Source organism: Pseudoduganella sp. GW821-FHT12E03 (genome assembly GCF_058807115.1).
In genome coordinates, this window is sequence record NZ_JBXAQJ010000011.1 from 174,107 (window position 1) to 196,954 (window position 22,848).

11 protein-coding genes are annotated in these 22,848 nt (G+C 62.8%); 7 read left to right on the plus strand and 4 right to left on the minus strand.

What is annotated here, in order from left to right; translation table 11 throughout:
* Positions 1-3: 3 nt before the first annotated feature.
* From AC1RRC_RS25945 to AC1RRC_RS25970, 6 genes are all read left to right on the plus strand, one after another.
* On the plus strand, positions 4-1,599 hold the full coding sequence (locus tag AC1RRC_RS25945; RefSeq protein ID WP_493058493.1) for an alpha-N-arabinofuranosidase: 1,596 nt from the start codon (positions 4-6) through the stop codon (positions 1,597-1,599).
* Positions 1,596-3,146 carry a family 43 glycosylhydrolase gene (locus tag AC1RRC_RS25950; protein ID WP_493058494.1) on the plus strand — a complete coding sequence of 517 codons (1,551 nt, stop codon included), beginning with the start codon at positions 1,596-1,598 and terminating at the stop codon, positions 3,144-3,146. The genes AC1RRC_RS25945 and AC1RRC_RS25950 overlap by 4 nt, the downstream gene beginning before the upstream one ends.
* 475 nt (positions 3,147-3,621) lie before the next feature.
* Positions 3,622-4,272 carry an NF038129 family PEP-CTERM protein gene (locus tag AC1RRC_RS25955; protein WP_493058495.1) on the plus strand — a complete coding sequence of 217 codons (651 nt, stop codon included), beginning with the start codon at positions 3,622-3,624 and terminating at the stop codon, positions 4,270-4,272.
* A gap of 42 nt (positions 4,273-4,314) precedes the next feature.
* Positions 4,315-9,303: an OmpL47-type beta-barrel domain-containing protein gene (locus AC1RRC_RS25960; protein WP_493058496.1), complete on the plus strand. Its 4,989-nt coding sequence runs from the start codon at positions 4,315-4,317 to the stop codon at positions 9,301-9,303.
* Positions 9,304-9,386: 83 nt separating this feature from the next.
* Positions 9,387-10,352 carry a family 43 glycosylhydrolase gene (locus AC1RRC_RS25965; protein WP_493058497.1) on the plus strand — a complete coding sequence of 322 codons (966 nt, stop codon included), beginning with the start codon at positions 9,387-9,389 and terminating at the stop codon, positions 10,350-10,352.
* A 61-nt stretch (positions 10,353-10,413) separates the two neighbouring features.
* Complete coding sequence (locus AC1RRC_RS25970) at positions 10,414-15,411, plus strand: OmpL47-type beta-barrel domain-containing protein (protein WP_493058498.1); 4,998 nt, start codon at positions 10,414-10,416, stop codon at positions 15,409-15,411.
* A gap of 37 nt (positions 15,412-15,448) precedes the next feature.
* Here the strand turns inward: AC1RRC_RS25970 and AC1RRC_RS25975 are convergent, their stop codons facing one another.
* The 4 genes from AC1RRC_RS25975 to AC1RRC_RS25990 all read right to left on the minus strand — a co-directional run bounded on the left by AC1RRC_RS25975 (position 15,449) and on the right by AC1RRC_RS25990 (position 19,841).
* Positions 15,449-16,573: a glycoside hydrolase family 43 protein gene (locus AC1RRC_RS25975; RefSeq protein WP_493058499.1), complete on the minus strand. Its 1,125-nt coding sequence runs from the start codon at positions 16,571-16,573 to the stop codon at positions 15,449-15,451.
* A gap of 9 nt (positions 16,574-16,582) precedes the next feature.
* Positions 16,583-18,142 (minus strand): alpha-N-arabinofuranosidase, encoded by a 1,560-nt coding sequence (locus AC1RRC_RS25980; RefSeq protein ID WP_493058500.1) that lies wholly within the window; start codon positions 18,140-18,142, stop codon positions 16,583-16,585.
* Positions 18,143-18,282: 140 nt separating this feature from the next.
* A complete protein-coding gene (locus AC1RRC_RS25985; RefSeq protein ID WP_493058501.1) occupies positions 18,283-19,284 on the minus strand; it encodes a FecR family protein in 1,002 nt (333 codons plus the stop codon).
* Positions 19,281-19,841, minus strand: coding sequence for an RNA polymerase sigma factor (locus AC1RRC_RS25990; RefSeq protein WP_493058502.1), 561 nt, complete (start codon positions 19,839-19,841; stop codon positions 19,281-19,283). The genes AC1RRC_RS25985 and AC1RRC_RS25990 overlap by 4 nt, the downstream gene beginning before the upstream one ends.
* A gap of 120 nt (positions 19,842-19,961) precedes the next feature.
* On the opposite strand from AC1RRC_RS25990, the gene AC1RRC_RS25995 reads away from it, so the two are divergent.
* Positions 19,962-22,844: a TonB-dependent receptor gene (locus AC1RRC_RS25995; protein WP_493058503.1), complete on the plus strand. Its 2,883-nt coding sequence runs from the start codon at positions 19,962-19,964 to the stop codon at positions 22,842-22,844.
* Positions 22,845-22,848: the final 4 nt, after the last annotated feature.

A 22,848-nucleotide genomic window follows, 5' to 3' on the forward strand; every position in this document is an offset into this window, starting at 1 on the left:
ATCATGTTTTATAAGAGTTTGATGGCGGCCGCGCTGGCGCTGGCCGCTGTATCGGCGCCATTTGCCGCGCCGCTGGAAGCCGTTTTCGCCGTGCGCGCCGACCGGCCCGCGGCAAAAATCGACCGCAACCTGTACGGCCATTTCGTCGAACACCTGGGGCGGGGCGTGTATGAAGGCATCTGGGTTGGGGAACAATCGGACATTCCGAACACGCGCGGTATCCGCAATGATGTGGTGGCGGCGCTGCGCAAGCTGAACGTGCCGGTGGTGCGCTGGCCGGGCGGCTGCTACGCGGACGTGCACCACTGGCAGGATGGCGTCGGCCCGCGCGGCAACCGCCCGCTGGGCACCAATACCAGCTGGGGCAACGCACCGGAAACCAATGCGTTCGGCACCCATGAATTCATGGACTTCGCCGGTCAGATCGGGGCCAAACCCTATGTCGGCATCAATATGGGGACCGGCACGCCAGCCGAAGGCAAGGCGTGGATGGAGTACATGACGGCGCCGGCGGGTACGCCGGCCGCCAAAGCGCGCCAGCACAATGGCCAGGAGGCGGCGTGGGAGGTCCCGTTTGTCGGCGTTGGCAATGAAAGCTGGGGTTGCGGCGGCCAGATGCGGGCCGAGTTTTATGCGGACCAGTACCGCCTGTTCCAGGGTTTCCTGCATGGCCTGTCGAAAAACAAGCCGTATTTCATCGCCGCCGGACCGGATTCCGACGATTACCACTGGACGGAAACCGTCATGGCCCGCGCCATGGACTGGCGCGAAAAACCGGTGGCGCCGCTGCTGTACAACGTCGACAAGCCGCTGTTCGACGGACTGGCGCTGCATTTTTATACGCTGACCAGCAATGACTGGTTCAACAATGGCAGCGCGGCCGGCTTTGAAGAAAAGCAATGGATCTCGACCCTGCGGCGCGCCTTGACCATGGATGAGCTGATCCGCAAGCACAGCGCCATCATGGACCGCTACGATCCCACGAAGAAAGTCGGCCTGATCGTCGATGAGTGGGGCACCTGGTACAAGGGGGAAAAGAATGCCCCGTCCGCGTTGTACCAGCAAAACACGCTGCGCGATGCGCTGGTGGCGGCCGTCACCCTGAATATCTTCCACCACCATTCGGACCGGGTGCGCATGGCCAACATCGCGCAAATGGTCAATGTGCTGCAGGCGGTGATCCTGACCGACAAGGAAAAAATGCTGCTGACGCCGACCTACCACGTGTTCGAGATGTACAAGGTGCACCAGGATGCCGTGCATATCCCCGTCGAACTGGCGTCTCCGTCCTACACCCATGGCCAGGACACGGTGCCGGCCCTCAGCGTGTCCGCATCGCGCGACGCCGCGGGGAAAATCCACGTGTCGGTGGCAAATCTCGATCCGCACCGCAGCGTCAAGGTGGCTGCGCGGCTGCTCGGCGTCACGCCGCGCAGTGTCAGCGGCCGCGTGCTGACGGCGGAAAAAATGGATTCCCACAATGATTTCGGCGCGCCGGACCGGTTTGTTCCGGCGCCATTGCGCGGTGCAAAAGTGGTCAATGGCCAGCTGCAGGCCGACATTCCCGCGAAATCCGTGACGGTACTGGAGCTGCAATGAGCAACTATTCCATGGCTAAAAAAATACTTCCCTGCCTGGCGCTGGCCTTCCTGTTTGGCGCGGCATCCGTGCGCGCAGCCAATCCTGAATGGCCGGACGACGCCTGGATCAGGGCTACCGCCCAGGGCAACGGCTTGCACCTGGCCGTCAGCGAAGACGGCAAGCAATGGCGCGATCTCGACCGCGTATTTCTCAAGCCCGCTGCCGGCCACGGCGCGATGCGGGACCCTTACCTGATGCGCGGGCCGGACGGGCTGTTCCGGCTGGTGTGGGACATGGGCGGCAAGGGGATCGCGTACGCCACCTCGGCGGACCTGGTGAACTGGTCCGCCCAGCGCCGGCTCCCTACGGGGGCGCGCGCCGCCGTCCCCGCGCTATCGTATGACGGCAAGGCTGGCCGGTATCTGCTGGCCTGGAGCGCCGGCGCTGGCGCGGCCAGCCGCCGCTACACGGTGACCACCACAGACTTCAAGGCGTTCGGCAAGCCGCGGGTGGCCGCGCCGGGCGCGCCGGCCCCGGCGGACGGTGTGCGGGCGGATGGCGCGGGGGAGGGCGGCGTGCTGTGGGCGCCGCCGTGGCTGGTGAAAGAGCTGGCGGCGGCCGGACCCGGTTCGTCCGGTGTCGAGCCGGTCCCGGCGCCGGCGCCCGCGCTGGACGGCTTTACCGCCGACCCGGCCATCCGCGTGTTTGGCGACACCTATTACCTGTATCCGACGTCGGACAAGCCCCATTGGCAAACCACGGATTTTTCAGTTTGGTCCTCGAAAAACCTGGTCGAATGGAAAAAAGAGCGCATGGTGCTGGACGTCGTGCGCGACCTCAAGTGGGGCAATATCGAAGCATGGGCGCCCGATACGATCGAGCGCAATGGCAAATACTATTTCTATTTTTGCGCCAAACACGAGATTGGCGTCGCCAGCGCCGACAGTCCGATCGGCCCGTTTACCGATGCGCTGGGCAAGCCGCTGCTGCGCAAGGGCAGTGGCATCGACAGCAATACCATCGACCCGTATCCGTTCATCGATGACGATGGCCAGGCTTACCTGTATTACGGTAACGGGCGCCTGGCCAATGTCTACAAGCTGAACCAGGACATGGTGTCGGTCGATGGACCGCCGGCGTCGATAGTGCTGCAGGATTTCCGCGAAGGGGTCGTGGTGTTCAAGCGCGGCGGCAAGTATTACTTCATGTGGTCGATCGACGACGCGCGCAGCCCGGATTACCGGGTCGGCTGGGGCGTGGCGGATTCCCCGCTGGGGCCGGTGAAATCGCCGGCCAGCAATTTCATTGTCCTGCAGCGCCATGGCGCGGCGGTTGGCACGGCGCACCACAGTATCGTCAATGTGCCCGGCACCGACCGCTGGTATGTGGCCTATCACCGCCATGCGTTGCCCCAGGGTGGTGGCTACCAGCGCCAGACGGTCCTGGCGCGCATGGAATTCGACAGCGCCGGCAATATCCAGCCGATGGACCCGCTGCAGGTCCCGTTCAAGCCCGGGGATGTTGGCGAGCCGATCGTCAATGGGAAAGGATTGCCGGATCGCTGATTGTCCGTGGCGTCAGGATTTCCTGATTTTATTCCTGACTGCCCACATTGGCCGCCTAGCTTGCTAAAGTAAAGCCACTGACTTGCGCAAGCTATGCCGAATTCGCGGCCTATCCGCGAAAAAATTCATACATGCAAGCTAATCAGTGTCGTTACAATTCATGGGCAGTACGCATTTTTTTTGTTGTTAAAGTTGTTATCGATAACAAGCCGGCGCAATCAAGATGCTGGCAAGGAGACAACCATGTGCAGCCAATACCTCCACAGCACGACGGACGCCGCCAGGCATCCCCTTGTGCATTCCTCCTCATTCCATATTCCTCCCGGCAGCTAGCCGCCGCGTGGGCGTTTGACGCGGCCCCGGGCCGACAACCGCAGTAACACCGACACCGCGCCGGACCGCGCGGATATAACAAATGGATGGCGCAGCATGCCAGGGTGGCGCTCGTCCGCATATTTCATTAAGGGATCAGATCATGTTCAACGCTTTCATCAAAAACTGCTCGTTGCTGCGCCAGCGTTTCCATGCCGTGCTGGCGCTGGTACTGGCCATGGCGCTGGCGGCAGCTGGCGGCGCCGCTTCCGCCTCGGTGATTCACGTCTCGATTGATACCAGCAGTTTTGGCGCCCCCAGCGGCTATCTCGACATGCAGTTTGGCGCCAGCCTGGGCGGCGCGCTGGCCACGGCGGAAGTCAGCAACATGGTGGGCTTCGACAGTTCCGCCTTCATCGATTCGTGGGGCGTCACGCCGACATCGGGTGGTTATCTGTTCCGCAACGATACGTCGAACGACTTGTTCCATGCCGTGAACTTCGGTGGCGTCCTGTCATTCGACCTGACTTTTGGCGGCGATGCGGACGCCAGCGGCACCTTTGTCTCGCCGTTCACCGTGTCGGCATTCGATGAAGCGTTCGGCCTGCTGGGCGACTTCGATCCGGTCAGCGGCGCGCTGGCGACGTTCCTGTGGACGCCGGCATTGACCGCGGGCGGCAACGGTCAACTGGTGCTCGATGTGTCCGACGCCAACGTCACCGTGGTGCCGGAACCGGCCAGCCTGGCCTTGCTGGGCCTGGGCATGGCGGGACTGGCGCTGGTGCGCCGTCGTGGCAAGCCGATGGCGGCCTGATAAATACAACAACTACAAAATTCGATGACGATAGGGGATAGCATGTTTTCTTTCCAACCCGGTAGCGCGCGCAAGCGCATCCTGTCCACGGCGGTGACCCTGGCGCTGGCCACCATGATTTTGCCGGCGCCACAGTACGCGCTGGCCGCCGACACCATCACGACCCTGGCGACGGCCTATCAGCCACAGATCTTTGAAACGATCGACGCCAGCGGTTTCAAACACCCAGGGGTCGGCTTGACGAAGGAGATGCTGGAAAACGTGCGCACCCAGGTGCTGGCGCAGCAGGAGCCGTGGAACACCCACTTCAACGCCATGCTGTTGTCGGCCAATGCGTCGAAGACCGTCAAGTCCAGCAACGCCGGCAGCGACCCGACGAAGCCGGGCAGCCTGGCGTTCAGCAGCCAGGGTTTCAACGGCAAGTTCATCGCCGACGGCCAGAAAGCCTATACCCAGGCGCTGCTGTACTACATCACCGGCGACGAGACTTACCGCGCCAACGCCATGACCATCATTCGCATTTGGGCGCAAATGGACCCGGCGCAATATGTGTACTTCGTCGATTCGCATATCCACACTGGCATCCCGCTGTCGCGCATGGTGGCGGCGGCGGAAATCCTGCGCTATACCAGTTGCCAGACGCCTGCGCTGGCATGGACCGAACAGGATACCGTGAACTTCTCGACGAACCTGATCAATCCGGTCATCGACACCTTCCAGCACACCAATTACCGCTTCATGAACCAGCACCTGTATCCGCTGCTGGGGGCGATGTCGGGTTACATCTTCACCGGCAACCGGGCGCGCTATAACGAGGGCGTGGAATGGTTCACCGTCAACAAGACGGCGGAAGACCAGGGCCAGAACGGCGCCATCAAGGCGCTGTTCCGCCTGGTCGTAAAAAATGACGTGACCGGCGAAGCGGTCACGCCGGTGGTACAGCAAGTGGAAATGGGGCGTGACCAGGCCCACGGCGGCGGCGACATCACCAATGCCGGCATCCTGGCGCGCCTGCTCAACGGGCAGGACACCAAGGTCGACCCGGTGGAGGGCACGGCGTCGACCGCGCCCAACGCGGTGGGACCCTATGAATTCCTCAACGACCGCATCCTGGACGCGTCCGATTTCTTTGCCCGCTTCATGACCGGCTACGACACGCCGTGGGTTCCGACCGCATCGCATACCGACATCAATGGCAATCCCACCGTGGTCTACCGCGAGATCGCGGGCGCCTACCGGGGCCGCATGTTCTCCAGCATGTGGGAGCCGTACTACTACTACAAGTACGTCAAGGGCGTCGATATCGCGCAGCGCGCACCTTACCTGAGCCACATGTACTCGATGCGCACCAGCTACAACTGGGACGGTGTGGATGGCGGCGGCGACTACTGGCTGTTCATTCCCGCGGCGGCCGCCACGGCGGAAGGTGGCCAGTTGCTGATGAAGCCGATCACCGACCCGTTGCGCGAAGTGGAAGACCGCTTCACCGTGCTCGATGGCGACGTCACTGCCATGCAAGACGAGACCGCGCGTTACCTGCAAGTCAATACCACGTCGGCCGGCGCCCGGCTGGCCGTGGTGGGTTATGGCACCGGCAATAAAAACATCGCCATCAAGATCCGCACCAATGGCGTGGCGTCGCTGGAAGCGTTTGGCGAAACCGTCGCGCTGCCGGACACCAAGGGCCAGTGGCGCTATATCAATTACGCGTTCGACGCCTTCCACGGCCTGGGCGACGTGCTGTTCATGACCATCAAGGGCGCCGGCACCCGGGTCGACATCGACCATATCAATGTGTCTGGCAGTTCCTTTACCGCGCCACTGTTCACGGAGGGCGACGCGGACCTGACCGTGGTGACCTATGCCACGTCCAGCGCCGCCGTCAACCACAGCTTCGCGGCCACCGATGCGGGCGCCGGCGACGTGCTGACGTACCAGGCGGATGGTTTGCCGGCCGGCGCCACGTTCGACACCACCACCGGCGCTTTCTCATGGTTGCCAACCCAGGCCGGCACTTACTCGTTCGTGGTCACCACGACCGATGGCACCACGGTCACCAGCAAGGTGGTCAAGATCGTCGTGGCCGGCGACCGCCAGGGCGCCATCAACACCGTCATTGCATCGTATAAGCCGAATGCGCTGTACGTGGCGTCGACCCTCGATACCTATAACGCGGCCTACGCGGACATGGTCGCTGCGGCAGAAAGCGCCACCGACACGGTCTTCCAGCAAAAGCTGGCGGTGCTCGACAGCGCCGTCAAGGCGCTGCAGGAACTGACGCCGTTGCTGACCGATGGCAGCATGAATTACGTGAACATGTTCACCACGTCCACCTTTGGCACCGCGGTGCCGCTGCTGTTGGACAATACACCGACCAGCTGGTCCACCGCACCTGGCACCTATGCGCCCAACCTCGCGCATATCATGGACTTCGGCCCGAGCTTCAAGGCGTCGGCATCGCAATTCCAGATGCAGGTGCGCGCCAGCTTCCCGGAACGGATCGGCGGCGTGGCGATGTTCGGCTCCAACGACAACGAGAACTGGACCCGCTTGACGCCGGAGCTGACGGTGATCTCCGATGACATGCAAACCCTGCAAGTGCAGGACAGCCTGAAAAACCAGCGCTTCCGCTTCTTCAAGATGCAGATGGTGCGGCCGACGTACGCGATCTTCGAGGTGGGCGAGTTCCGCATCTTCGGTGAGCGCTATGAGACCGTCAATAAACTGTCGGCGGTGTCGATCAGTTCCGACCAGAGCCTGAAGAACCGCATTGTTCCGGGGAACACCGCCAAGGTCACGTTCAAGTCGACGGAAGCGATCAACAACGTCAACGTGCTGGTGCAGGGACAGCCTGCCACCGTGACCACCACCGACAATATCAACTGGACCGCCAGCTGGGTGGCCAACGCCGCCGCGCCTGCCGGCGCGGTGAAGTTCGTCATCAACTACAAGACGGCGGCCGGCGTCGATGCGGAACCGACCATCTTCACCACCGACAGTTCGGCGCTGATGCTGTCCGACCAGACCGGCCTGCTCAACCTGGCCAGCCTGGCTTCGCTGAGCGATTCGTCCGGCCGCAACGTCACCGACATGGCGGCGGAACTGGTGACCCTGAACGACAGCAACCTCGGTACCGTCACCGACATGCGCGTCAATGGCTCCGGCTACGGCGCCTGGATCAAGTTCGACTTCAAGGGCGGCGGCACGGCGACCCTGACCCGCGCGGAAGTGATCGGACGCCAGGACCAGTATGCGTCGCGCATCAATGGCACGGTGGTGCAGGGCTCCAACGATGACAGCACGTGGGAAACGATTTCCACGGTGGCCGGCAACACGGCGGACTGGCAATCGCTGAAGATCAACAGCACCCAGCCTTACCGCTATATCCGCGTCACCAACGGCAACCAGTGGTACGGCAACATGGCTGAATTGCGCCTGTACGGCGCGGTGGAATCGGTCAACATGATCGCCACCGCCTCGCTGAGCTCCAGCCAGGCGCTGCGCACCCGCATCGTGCCCGGCAACACGGTCAAGGTCGCGTTCACGGCCAAGGAAGCCATTAACGACGTGACGGCGACGATTTCCGGTGTGCCAGCCACGGTGGCGACCACGGATAACGTCAACTTCACCGCGACGGCAACCCTGCCGCAAGGCACGGCAGCGGGGGCGGTGACGTTCGCCATCAATTACAAGACGGCTGCCGGCAAGACCGGTTATCCGAATTCGGCCACCACGGACGGCACCGCGCTGACCCTGGTCGATGAGGCGGACACCATCAAGAACGTGACCAGCATCGCCACTTTGATCGATTCCACGGTGAACCGCACGGCGGCCGTTACGCTGTCCCAAACGAATGCGCTGTTCGACGCCAACCTCGGTTCGTTCTCGGATTACCGCATCGGCAGCAACAATTCCGGGGCCGGCAGCTACATCACGTTTGATTTCAAGGCCGGCAACCAGGCCACCTTGACCAGCGTGGAACTGGCGGCGCGGCAAGACCAGATCGCCCGGGCCAAGGGCGTGGTGATCCAGGGCTCGAATGACAACAGCAACTGGACCAACCTGACGGCGGGCGCGGCATCGACGGCGGACTGGCAAACCCTGCCGGTCACCGGCGGCGTCCCTTACCGCTATATCCGCGTCTTGAACGGCAATAACTGGTTCGGCAACCTGTCCGAAGTCCGCTTCCACGGCACGGTGCAGGGCGCGGACACCACGGCGCCCGTCACCACCAGCAACGCGCCGGCCGCGCCGGTGAACCAGGACACCACCGTGTCCTTCAGCGCGACCGACAACAGTTCCGGCGTGGCCGCGACGTACTTCAAGGTCAATGGCGGCGCCCAGCAGACCGGGAACGCCGCGCTCTTCACGGCCGACGGGACGTACGCGCTGTCGTACTGGAGCGTGGACAAGGCCGGTAACGTCGAGCAGGCGAAAAGCGCATCGCTGACCATCGACCGCAGCGCGCCGGTGACCAGCGTGGCCAGCACCCCGGCCGCACCGGCCAGCGGCTGGTATGCGTCGGACGTGACGCTGGCCTTCTCGGGAGCCGAAGCCGGCGCCACCACGTACTTCAAGGTCGACGGCGGCGCCCAGCAAGCGGGCAACGCGGTGCTGCTGAACACCAAGGGTACGCACACGGTGGCGTACTGGAGCGTGGACCAGGCGGGCAATACCGAGGCGGCGCGCAGCGTCAGCGTCAACATCGGCCCGGTTGATCTCAGCGCCAGCGTGAAGTTCACGCAATATGGCGCCACCCTGAACCGCGCGACCGGCAAGTACGTGGGCAGTGTGACGGTGACCAACACCACCGGCTCGACCATCACGACGCCGTTGCAGGTGCTGCTGGGCGGGTTGACGTCCGGCGTCACGCTCGACAACGCCAGCGGCGTCAACGGCAACGGCGCGCCGTACGTCACCCTGGGCGCTTCGCTGGCCCCGGGCGCTTCCGTCAGCGTACCGCTGACGTTCACCAACCCGAACCGCGCGATCATCGGCTACAGCCCGGCATTCTACAAGGGCAATTTCTAACGCCGGCGTCACGCCAGTCCAGTCACATGGCGCCGGGCCTGGCCCGGCGCAAATTGGCCGCAAGGCCAATTTTTTTGAAAGAAATGATGGTGTTAACCAAAATCTTAGCCGCCGCCATGGCGCTGGCCTGCGCCGCCTGCGCGGTGCAGGCGGCGCAGCCGATCTCGCAGCGCTTCAATGCCGACCCGTCGCCCCATTACTTCGGCACGGGCGAACAGGGCCGCTTTTATGTGTACGCCACCGACGACGCGTCCAATTCCGGCAAATACTGGGATTCGATCACGTGGCGCCTGTACACGTCGCCGGACATGAAGGCGTGGACCGATGCCGGCGTGCCGCTGTCGGTCTCCGTGTTCAAGTGGGCCCGTCCCGACGCCAAGGCGTGGGCGCCGGAAGCGGCTTACCGCAACGGCAAGTATTACTTCTATGCGCCGGTCGGCGGCGACAAGATCGGCGTGGCGGTATCGAACCGTCCCGATGGCGGCTTCACGGACGCCCGCACCGATGCGCTGGTCGACAAGGCGCGCGACGCCAATGCCGGCGATGAACCGATCGACCCGGCCGTGTTTGTCGACAAGGATGGCCAAGCGTACATGTACTTCGGCACCCGCGTGCCGAAAGTGGTCAAGCTGGCCGCCGATATGACGCAGCTGGCAGGTCCGATTTTAAACGTGGAGGTCAAAGAATGGCCCGCGTCGGATCCGAAGAAAAAATACGGCGAGGCGCCATTCCTGCATGAACACAATGGCGTGTACTACTTCACGTTCTCAACCGGCTGGCCGGGACAGATCGTGTACGCCACCGGCAGTTCGCCGCTGGGACCGTTCACCTATCGTGGCGTCGTCATCGATTACCTGAATATCTCGACCAACCACCAGGCCATCATCGAATATAAAGGCAAGAGCTACGTGTTCTATCACGACCAGCTATTGCCGGGCGGGGACAGCATGCGCCGCTCGATCACCTACGCGCCGCTCGAATATGGGGCCGATGGCGCCATCGCGCCGGTGCGGCTCGACCCGGCGCAGATCGGGAAGCCAGGGAAATAAGCGCGGAGGGGGCGGCCGCATCCCCGCCCTGAATGTCAATTTCGGAACATATGAGGGGACAATGAGAAGACTTCGATTTGCAAATTCATTCCGGCGCATTGGCCAGCTCGCCATCTCGGCCAGCATCGCCGCCGCCTTGCTGCCATTGCCGATACACAGCGCCTATGCCGCGGACTCGATCCAGACGCTGGCCACCAGTTACCAGCCGACGCTCAGCGAGCGGGTCGATGCCAGCGGTTTTAAACATCCCGGCATTGGTTTCACCAAGGACATGCTGGAAAACATGCGAACCCAGGTGCGGGCGCAAAAAGAACCGTGGACCACCTATTTCAATAACATGCTGCTCTCCGGCGCTGCTTCGAAGACGCCGTCGATCAAGAACATCAACGGTGGCGATGCCACGCAGCCGCGCTACTACGGCCTTGCTTCGCAGGGCATGAATTCGGTGTTCATTGCCGATGCCAACACGGTCTTTACGCAAGCCATCCTGTATTACGTGACCGGCGACGAAACCTATCGCGCCAACGCCATGCAAATCATCCGGCTGTACGAGAAGATGGATCCGGCGCAATACGTGTATTTCACCGATTCCCACATCCATACCGGTATTCCGCTGAGCCGCATGGTGAGCGGGGCGGAAATCCTGCGCTACACCAGCACGCAGACGCCGGCGCTGGCATGGACCGACGACGATAGCGCCAAATTCACCGCCAACCTGGTGCTGCCGGTGGTGCAGACCTTCAACAGCTGCAATTGCCGGTTCATGAACCAGCACCTGTACACGACGATTGCCGCCATGACGGGGTCGATCTTTGCCGAAGACCGGGCCACCTATGACAAGGCGGTCGAATGGTTTACCGTCAACAAGGACGCGGTGGACCAGGGCCAGAATGGTTCCATCAAGCGCCTGTTCCGGCTGGTGACGAAGAACGACCTGACCGGCGAAGACGTGACGCCCCAGGTCCAGCACGTTGAAATGGGGCGCGACCAGGCCCATGGCGGTGGCGACATCACCAATGCGGAAATCCTGGCGCGGGTGATGATGGCGCAGGGCACCAAGGTCGATCCGGCGGAGGGCACCGTGTCCACCGGCGCCAATGCCGTCGGCCCATACGAATTCCTGAACGACCGCATCCTCGACGCCGCCGAACAGTTTGGTTCTTACATGAGCGGGTATGAGATCCCGTGGGTCCCGACCGCGTCGCACACCGACGAAGCCGGCAACCCGACCATTGTCTACAAGACCGTGTCGGGCGCGTATCGCGGCAGGTCCGGCTTGAATTACTGGGAACTGTTCTACTACTACAAATATGGCCGTGGTGTCGACCTGACCCAACGCGCCCCCAATTTCACGAAATTCTTCGCCAACCGGATCGGCTATAACTGGGACAGCGCGGATGGCGGCGGCGATTTCTGGATCGCGATTCCGAAATTGGCCGAAGCCGAAGGCGCGCAATACCTGGTCAAGCCGGTCACCGACCCGTACCGCGAAGTGGAAGACCGCTACACGGCGCTCGATACCCGTTCCGCGACCGTGCAGGACGGCGCAACATCATATATCCGTGTCACCGCAAGCGCGGAAGGCAGCAAGATCGGCGTCTACGGATATGGCTATGGCGCGACCAATTACGGCATCCGTATCCGCACCAATGGCGTCGCGGTGATGGACCTCTATGGCACCAAATACCCCTTGCCCGATACGCACGGCCAGTGGCGCTATGTGGTGCTGCCGGGCGGCGTCAATGATTACCTGCCGCTGACATTTACCGGCGGCGGCACGACGGTCGACGTCGACCATATCAATGTCAAGTCCAGCACCTTGCTGACCCCGCCGGCATTCACGATGGGCACGGCGGATCTGACGCTCTACAGCTATGCCGGCACCACGCTGGCTACCGCGCTCGATTTCTCGGCCACCGACGCGGGCGCCGGCGAAACCGTCACCTACCAGGCTGATAACCTGCCGGCGGGCGCGTCCTTCAATCCGGCCACCGGCGCGTTTTCCTGGAATCCGACCCAGGCCGGCACGTACACCTTCTATGTCGGCGCGTCCGACGGCGCCACGGTGACGATGAAAACCATCACGATCATTGTCGACGCGAGCCGGCAGGGTGCGGTGGACCGCGCCGCTGCGCCGTTCAAGGCGGGCACGCCCTATGTCGAGTCGACCTTGCCGGCCTACAACGCCGCTTACGCCGACATGATGAGCGTGATCGGCAGCGCGGCCGACGATGTCTTCTACCAGAAGCTGGCGGCCTTGCGGACCGCGGCGGCAGGGCTGCAGGAAGTCAATCCGTTGCTGGACGACGGCAGCCTGGACTTCCGCAACATGTTCTTTGCGTCCGAATTCGGCACGTCGCCCGGCTATCTGGTCGATGGCAACCAGGACAGCTCCAGCGGTTTTGGCCCGAACCTGACCTTCAACATCGACTTCGGCGCCAGCTTCAAGGTGGCCGCCAATAACTTCCAGATGCGGACCGTGTCGGGTTTCCCGGAGCGGATTGGCGGCGTCGCCGTCTATGGCTCCAACGACAAGGAAAACTGGACCCGCCTGAACCCGGCCCTGACCACCAGGCTCGATCCGATGCAAGACGTTCCGGTCCAGGAAGACCTCAAGAATGTGAAGTTCCGCTTCTTCAAGCTGCAGATGATCGAGCCGTTCGTTCCCGTGTACCAGCCGTTCGCGATCCTGCAACTGTCCGAGCTGCGGATTTTCGGTACGCGCTATCCGACCGTGAACAAGCTGACCGCCGTATCGCTGAGCTCGGACCAGGCCTTGAAGAAACGGGTGGTCCCCGGCAATACCGTCAAGGTGAACTTCCAGTCGAGCGAGGCGATCAATAACGTGGTGGCGACGGTGCAGGGCCAGCCCGCCACCGTGACCACCACCGACAACCTGAACTGGACCGCGTCCTGGGTGGTCAATGCCGGCGCGCCGGCCGGCGATGTGAAATTCGCGATCAACTACAAGACCGCCGACGGCGCCGATGCCGAACCGACCATCTTCACCACGGACAGTTCGTCGCTGCTGGTCTCCGACCAGACCGGCCTGCTCAACGTGGCCAGCCTGACCAGCCTGGCTTCGCTCAGCGATTCGTCCGGCCGCAACGTGAGCGACATGCTGGCTGAGCTCAACACGCTCAATGACAGTAACCTCGGTACCGTCACCGACATGCGCGTCAACGGTTCCGGTTATGGCGGCTGGATCAAGTTCGACTTCAAGGGCGGCGGCCAGGCCACCCTGAACCGGATTGAAGTGATTGGCCGCCAGGACCAGTACGCGTCGCGCATCAATGGCACCGTGGTGCAGGGCTCGAACGACAACAACACGTGGGACACGATCTCGCCCGCCGCCAACGGTTCGGCGGACTGGCAAACGCTGAAGATCAACAGCACGCAACCGTACCGCTATATCCGCGTCACCAACGGCAACCAGTGGTACGGCAACATGGCTGAATTGCGCCTGTACGGCGCGGTGGAATCGGTCAACATGATCGCCACCGCCTCGCTGAGCTCCAGCCAGGCGCTGCGCACCCGCATCGTGCCGGGCAACACGGTCAAGGTCACGTTCACGGCCAAGGAAGCCATCAACAATGTGACGGCGACGATTTCCGGTGTGCCAGCCACGGTGGCGACCACGGACAATGTCAACTTCACCGCGACGGCAACCCTGCCGCAGGGCACGGCAGCGGGGGCGGTGACGTTCGCCATCAATTACAAGACGGCCGCCGGCAAGACCGGTTATCCGAATTCGGCCACCACGGACGGCACCGCGCTGACCCTGGTGGATGAGGCGGACACCATCAAGAACGTGACCAGCATCGCCACTTTGATCGATTCCACCGTGAACCGGAGCGCGGCGGCCACGCTGTCCCAAACGAATGCGCTGTTCGACGCCAACCTCGGTTCGTTCTCGGATTACCGCATCGGCAGCAACAATTCCGGGGCCGGCAGCTATATCACGTTTGATTTCAAGGCCGGCAACCAGGCCACCTTGACCAGCGTGGAACTGGCGGCGCGGCAAGACCAGATCGCCCGGGCCAAGGGCGTGGTGATCCAGGGCTCGAATGACAACAGCAACTGGACCAACCTGACGGCGGGCGCGGCATCGACGGCGGACTGGCAAGCCCTGCCGGTCACCGGCGGCGTCCCTTACCGCTATATCCGCGTCTTGAACGGCAATAACTGGTTCGGCAACCTGTCCGAAGTCCGCTTCCACGGCACGGTGCAGGGCGCGGACACCACGGCGCCCGTCACCACCAGCAACGCGCCGGCCGCGCCGGTGAACCAGGACACCACCGTGTCCTTCAGCGCGACCGACAACAGTTCCGGCGTGGCCGTGACGTACTTCAAGGTCAATGGCGGCGCCCAGCAGACCGGCAATGCCGCGCTGTTCACGGCCGATGGCGTCTACGCGTTGTCGTTCTGGAGCGTGGACAAGGCCGGCAACGTCGAGCCGGCGAAAAGCGCATCGCTGACCATCGACCGCAGCGCGCCGGTCACCAGCGTGGCCAGCACCCCGGCCGCGCCGGCCAATGGCTGGTATGCGTCGGATGTCACGCTGACTTTCTCTGGGGCCGAGGCCGGCGCCACTACGTACTTCAAGGTCGACGGCGGCGCCCAGCAAGCGGGCAACGCGGTCCTGCTGAGCGCGAAGGGCAGCCACACGGTGGCTTACTGGAGCGTGGACCAGGCGGGCAACAAGGAACAGGAGCGCAGTGTCGGCGTCAACATCGGCCCGGTTGATCTCAGCGCCAGCGTGAAGTTCACGCAATATGGCGCCACCCTGAACCGCGCGACCGGCAAGTACGTGGGCAGCGTGACGGTGACCAACACCACCGGCTCGACCATCACGACGCCGTTGCAGGTGCTGCTGGGCGGGTTGCCGTCCGGCGTCACGCTCGACAACGCCAGCGGCGTCAACGGCAACGGCGCGCCGTACGTCACCCTGGGCGCTTCGCTGGCCCCGGGCGCGTCCGTCAGCGTGCCGCTGACCTTCACCAACCCGAACCGCGCGGTGATTGGTTATAGCCCGGCGCTGTACAAAGGCAGTCTGTAAAGGAGCGGCGGCCGGGTGCGCCCGGCCGCCATCCTTGTCATGCGGCGAAATGCGCTCGCAGGCGCCGCAGTTCTTCCGCCGTGATATGCGTAACCGAACCATGCTTGGGCCCCGAGAAATTGGTCGACTTCATCGGTGAACCGGGATCATTGAAGCGGCCCAGGTTCTTGTAGTTGACGAAGTCGGTGGTCTCTGAAAAGCCCATGTTGTTGGGATTGGCGCCAAACACGTCGTACATCAGGACGTAGCGGTCGCTGCCGATACGGCGCCACATCATGGGGGCTTCGCACGCCACGGTTTCAGGGTCCACCTTGCGCGGGTCAAACCGGTAGCCTTGGTTGATCTTGTCCGAAACAGCGTGCCGCAGGCCGCCCGGATTGTCATGGGCCACATAGTACAAGTGGTATTTGCCGCCGACCTTCGTGATGTCGCCGTCGATGGTGCTCTTGGTCTTGTCCGGATAGGTGAACAATTGTTTCGGCGTGGTTTCCAGCCGGGTGAAGGCGTCGTTGGCATAGGCATAGACCATGTAGTTATGCCCGCCCTTGTGGCGTACCGTGAAGTAGACCATCAGTTTCTTGCGCTCGGCATCGTAAATGGTTTCCGGCGCCCAGGCCGCCCCGATGTCGCTGAATTCCGGGAACAGGTCGGGAATGCGGAGCAGCGCATACGTCCAGTTGATCAAGTCATACGACTTCATCAGGATCAGCGAACGGTTGTTGCCCCAGCCGTATTCTTCGCGCGGGCGCTCCCATTCCGTGCCGCGCAAGCCTTCGCGTTGCGCGAAGATGTGCAGGTCGGTCATGGCAAGGTAGAACGCATTGTCCGGGCCGCGCATCAGGTGCGGGTCGCGCACGCCCTTTTGTTCGCCCAGGTCCTTGCCAAGGAAAACTGGTTCGCCGTTATTGACGTCCGTGAACGTATAACCGTCGCTGGAAGTGGCGAAGTAAATCGAATGGGTCTCGTCCTTGAAGTACGACAGCAAGTAAGCCTGCATGTCTTTTTCGGCGGCCGGCCTGGCGCCGGCCAGCGGTGCGATCTGCTGGACGACGTTTGCCAGCCTGGCTGGCTTGCCGCCACTGGCGGCGGCCAACGAGCGCGGGGCGGCGGCGGTGGCCAGCATGCCGGCGGCGAGGGCGTGGGTAAATTCTCTGCGTTTCATTGTTGTTTCCTATTCAAGGCTGATGACGACGACGGATTTCGCCGGCAAGTCCAGTTTCAGCGTGCCGTCGGCCAGCGCCGCGCCCCGGTAGGGCTGCGCCGTCACCGTGGGCGCTTTGCCGAATTCATTAAACTGGTCCATCCGCTGCGCGGTCAATACCTGGCCGCTGACCTTCGATGCGGTGAGCGTGCCGAGGTTGACGGAGAAGTGCACGTTATCGTCCGGGTTCATGTTGGCGATGCCGATATAAATCTTGCCATCCTTGCCTTTCGCCGCCGAGGCGTTAATCGACGGGATCACGGTGGCGCCGATGCGGTAGGAGGGCGACGACACGTCCAGCGGCAGGGAGGTCGCGTCCTGGAACGGCACGTACATCTTGAACGCATGATAGGTCGGCGTCAGCACCATCTTCGGTCCGTCGGTCAGGATCATCGCTTGCAGCACATTCATGGTTTGCGCGATGGACGTCTGTTTCACGCGGTCGGCGTGGCGGTGGAAAATGTTGAAGTGGGCCGCCGCCACCACGCCGTCGCGCAAGGTGTTTTGCTGGCGCAGGTCCCAGTCGAAACTGCCGGTATCGCTCTTGTACCAGGTGCCCCATTCATCGACATACAAGCCGACCCGTTTCTTCGGGTCGTACTTGTCCATGATGGCCGAGTGCCGGCTGATGATGTCGTCGATGCGCAGCGCGCCGGCCAGGATGGTGGCCCATTCCTCCTTGCTGAAACGCGTGGCCTTGCCGCCTTCCTTCCAGTCGGCGGGCGGCAGGGTGTAGTAGTGCAGCGACAGCCCATCCATCTTCGTGCCGGCCTGCTTCATGACGACGTCGGTCCAGTTGTAGTCTTCCCGGTCGGGACCGACGGCCACGCGGATGGCGGCCGGCGCGGCCTGGCCATTGTTGTGGAAGAAGGTCTGGAAGCGGCGGTACTCGTCGGCATAGTATTCCGGGCGCATGTTGCCGCCGCAGCCCCAGCTTTCGTTGCCGATGCCAACCACCGGCACCTTGAACGGCTGTTCGCGGCCATTCTTGCGGCGCTCGTTGGCCAGCGCATTGTTGCCGTCGGACGTCATGTATTCCATCCAGTCGCGCATCTCGCGCGGCGGGGCCGAGCCGAGGTTGACGCCGATATAAGCGTCGGCGCCCACCTGTTCGGCAAAGTCCATGAATTCGTGGGTGCCGAACTGGTTGCTTTCGTGCTTGCCCGTCCACCAGTTGTTCTTGCGCCCCGGGCGCTTGTCGCGCGGGCCGATGCCGTCGCGCCAGTTGTAGTCGTCCGCGAAGCAGCCGCCGGGCCAGCGGATCAAGGGCACCTTCAGCTCGCGCAGCGCCTGCACCACGTCGCTGCGGATGCCGCGCAGGTTCGGGATGGCCGATTTCTCGCCGACCCAGATGCCATCATAGATGCCGCTGCCCAGGTGTTCCGAGAACTGGCCGTAGATATAGCGCGCGATTTGCGGGCCGGGCTGGTTGGCGTGCAATTGCGCGGTCGCGACCTGGGTTGCCGCCAGCGCGTGGACGGCGGCGAAGAGCGCGGACACCGCCAGCAATTTTCCTGTTATTGTTTTCATCAAGGTCCAATGTCATGGTTATCGATAACAATTGGAATGGTCAAGTTTTAGATGGCGTAGCGCATCGTCCGTTCGGACTAGGCGGGGCAAAGTTTTTGGCTGGGGAGAGCGGGCCGGGACGGCGGTACGTCCCGGCGGGGTCAGGGCGCGTGTCCCGGCTTGTGACTGGCGACGGTGATCGTGTCGCCGGTCGCGCGCACGTCGAGGCCGAAGCCGCGCTGCAACAAGCTGGCAAAGCCCTTGACGTTACCTGCATCGAAACGCCCGCTGATTTTCATCCCGGCCGCCTCGGCGTCGGCCAATACCAGCCGGTTCTTGTTGTAGCGGTTAAACTCGCTGGCGGCGTAGCCCAGCGTGACCTGGTCAAAAATCAGCTTGCCTTCCCGCCAGCTCAACAGTTGTTCGATGCTGGCATCGCTTTCGTCGGATTTGAGCATGGTGGCCGGGGTGGCAACGACCTTTTGATGTTTCACCAGGATCACCGGCGGCTGGCTGGAAGCCTGCCCGTTCTCGACCTGCACCCGGCCGTCGACCACCACCACGTTGGTGCCGCCGGCTTCACGCCGGACGGTAAATCGGGTGCCCAGCACCGTGATCCGGTTGGCGCCGGCAATCACCACGAACGGGTGGGCCGTGTCGTGCGCGATGTCGAAATAGGCTTCCCCTTGATCGAGCCAGACCGTGCGCTCGCCTTGGCTGACGCGGGCGCGCAGCAAGGTTGCCGTGTTCAATGTGAGCTTGCTGCCGTCCTTCAGCGCGTGGGTCTGATGGGCGCCAAGCCGGGTTTCGTAGCGCACTTCAGCAAAATTGTCCCGCACCGCCAGCAATCCCGCGGCCGCGCCCACCGTCACCAGCATCGCGGCGGCGATGCGCCATTGGGAAAAGCGCGGCAGGGCGCGGCGTGCCGTTTCGGCCGGGGCAGGCTCGGGCTGCGCCTGCGGGGAGGTGGGCGTGCTGGCGCCAGGCGCAAGCAACGCCGTCTTGGACCATGCGGCCGCCAGGCGCAGGTAGGCAACCCGATGGGCCGTTGACAGGGCGATCCATTGATCGAGCTGTGTCTGTTCAGCCGCGGACCAGCCTTCGCCATCTTTCCTGGCCAGCCACGCCGCCGCTTGTTGTTCAATTTTCAAATGCTGGCTCATGCGACCTCGGGTTCAATGATCGTTTTCACTTTGCCGCCCTTGGCGCCAAGTGCCGCGGCTAAAAAACGTATGCCTTTTGCAATCTGTTTTTCGACGGTGCCTTCGGTCACGCCCAGCCGGACGGCCACTTCCCGCTGCGACATTCCCGCGATCTTGCGTAACTCGACGACTTCACGGCATTTTGGGGGCAGGTCGGAAAACGCTTGCTCAAGGCATTCAATGTCTTGCCGGCCCATGGCGTGGCGCTCGGGGCACAATTCATCGACATGGTCGGGCAGTTCGCCGGAAGGCGCCAGCGCGACGATCGCAGCGACTTGCTGGTGCCTGGCCCGGTCGACCAGCAAATTCCTGGCGACAGCGAAGACGAAAGCCTTTGGGTTGTCCGGCAGGCCGGTTTCCGCCGCTTCGTACACGCGGACATACACGTCCTGGCGCAGATCCACGATGTCATGGGTTTCGCGGCAATGACGCCGGAGAAAGGCGGTCAGCATGGGTTCAAGGGGCAGCACTGCTTGAACAAACCAATTGTCCAGCGCTTCATGTAATTCGGGAGACATGGAAATAGCATGCCACACTCTGGCAACCATGGTTGAAAAAAAATTCGCATGGGATGGGGGATTTTCCAGCCTGTTTCGTCATACCAGGGAAGGGGCAATACAGCCTTGTAACGAGAACAAATGAGACAATTTTCTATTATTGCAAGGGGAATGGTGGCGGGCATGCTAGCCGTCAGCATGGATGTCATGGCGCAGTCGCCTGCCCGTGAATTCAATATTCCCGCAGGCGATATGAAAATTGCCATCGATCTGTATGCGGCGCAGTCCGGCGTGCAACTGCTCTACCGGGGGGCCGAAGTCGATGGCCTGGTGGCGCGGGCGGTCAAGGGGAAGATGGCGCCGGAAGCCGCCTTGTCGCTGCTGCTCCAGGGGACGCCATTGCAGGTCGTGCGTGACAGCGGCAATGCGGTGCTGATTTTTCGTCCGGCCGCACCGGCGCCAGCGCCCGCAAGGCCGACGCCGAGGGCGTCGCTCGAACCGCAAGGCGAACCGGCCACCGTGGTTGTCAGCGGCCTGCGCGGCGGCATGGACAACGCGCGCGACAGGAAGCGCCACAATGACGCGATGGTCGAGTCGATCGACGCCGACGACATCGGCAGGCTGGCAGACCAGAATGCCGCGCAAGCCGTCCAGCGTGTCACGGGTGTCCAGGTGCAGCGCTACCTGGAGGAAGGGGGCGCCTTCACGATTCGCGGCCTGAAGCAGTCCAAAGTGTTGTTGAACGGCTTGGAAGTGTATGGCGCCAAGGCGCAGTCGGGTGAATACAATGGCCGCAATCTTGACCTCGAGGACTTGCCCGCTGACGTGCTGGCCCGTGTCGACGTCGGCAAGAGCGCCACGGCCAGCGATATCGAAGGCGGCCTGGGAGGCTATCTGAATATACGGACCCGCCAGCCGTTTGATTTCAAAGAGCCGACGGCCAACCTGGCGGTGAAGGCCACGAACTACCGGATGGCGCCTGGTTTTAATAGCAAGACTCGTGCACAGGTCTCCGGGCTGATCAGCAAGCGCTGGCATACCAGCGTTGGTGAAATGGGCGCGCTGGTCAACGTGGTGCATGCCGGCAGCGTGTTCGGACTGACCGAGGATGAAGTGCAGCGTCCCCAATTGGCCGTCAATTATGCCGGGTCGGGCAAAGCGGTCACGCTGCCGATCGGCATCTTCACCGGTAACGGCCACAATGGCGAGCGTGAGCGCGGCAGCTACGTTGCGGCGTTCCAGTGGCGCCCCGGCGCCAACGCGAGTTTTTACGCCAACTATTTCGGCGTCAACTACCTGCTGGGCCAGCAATTCCAGACGGCGCGCTTTTATGTCGGCCTCCCAACTCCGGACTACGCCTTGTGGGGGGATGTTAACAGCGATGGCAGCGACAACCTGCGGCGCGGGACGTTCACCGGCAACACGATGACCAACGCATCGGTCGTCGCCAACGAAGGCCGGAAGGTGAAACTGGTCGATATTGGCGGAAAATGGAGCAGCGGCGGCATGCTGGCCATCGAGGCGCGCCTCAGCCACAACGACACGGCGGTGCGCAATTCCCTGTTCGAATGGGGGATGCACGCGAATGTTCCATTGATGCGGCTGGCGATCAACGATGGCGCGCCGTCGCGCGTGTCGGTATCCGGTGTCGACCTGGCGGACGCCGCCAGTTACCATCCCGCCTATCTTTTGGCCATCGCCGCGGACGGGACGCAGAAAAATACCGCGGCCACGCTTGACGTCAATTACCGCTTTGCGCACCCGGCGATCCGCTCGGCAGATTTTGGATTGCGGGTTAATGACCATACGCGCCGGGCGGTCGGTTTCGTCCATTTGTATTGCATAGACGGCTGCAACGGCGGCAAGTCGCTGGCGGCGGCCGATCCGGCGCTGCTGCACCAGGTGCCCGCTGCCCAGTCGCGCGAGGTCGGCGCCTACCCGACCTTTGCGAGCGCCGCCGTGCGCCAGCAGGCGGCCCTGCGCGCCCTGTATGGCCTACCGGCGGTGGATGCCCACATGCCTGAACATGATCAGCTCAATCATGAAAAGACCACGGCAGCCTACGTGAAGTTCAATTATGCCGTGGACCTCGCCGGCAGCCCTGTCAGCGGCAATATCGGGGTGCGCCATGTCGCCACCTCGCTGCATGGCGAATCCTATGGCATGGATGCGGCCGGCACGCTGGCGCCGCTGGCCAGCGATTCCGCGCGCCGCGACGTGCTGCCATCGTTCAATGCCAACATCCGCCTGCGGGACGACGTGTTATTCCGGCTGGCGGCATCGAAGACCATGGGACAGGTCAATTTTTCCTACCTGAACGCGACCGTGAGGATCTTGAACCCGGTCCAGCACGATGCCCAGGAGGGCAACCCGGACTTGAAGCCGTATACGTCAAGGAATGCCGACTGGTCGCTGGAACATTATTTCGGCGCCAGGGGAATGGCGGCGCTGGCCATGTTCTACAAACTGGTCAACGGCCTGGTCCAGACCGTGGCTGAAAAACGGCTCATCGAAGGGGAAGAGTACAACGTCACGGCCTTCAAGCCGGCGGGGCTCGCCAGGATCAAGGGCATTGAAATCGCTTACCAGCAATTCTTCGACCGGCTGCCAGCGCCATTCAACGGCCTGGGCATGCAGGCGAATTGCCTGTATGTGGCGTCGCAGGCGCCATCGTCCATCGCCGGCCGGACCGTGCCGCTGGCGGGCTTGTCCAGGAACAGCTGCAACCTGACCGGCATCTATGAGCGGGGCAAGGCCAGGGCGCGCCTTGCCTACAGCCACCGGGGCAGCTTTGTCGCCACCACCAGTTCGTCCGGCGCGCAGGGCGTGCCTGTTTTTGCCAGGCCGTTCGGTACGCTGGACTTTTCGATTGGCTACGACATCAGCAAGCAATTGTCCGTGACCCTGGAGGGCGCCAATGTGACCGGCGCCCGCATCGAGCAGCACTACGGCAATAGCCATAACCAAATGAACTATGTGCCGCTGAACAAGCGTTATGGCGTGCAAGCGCGCTATGTATTTTAAACGG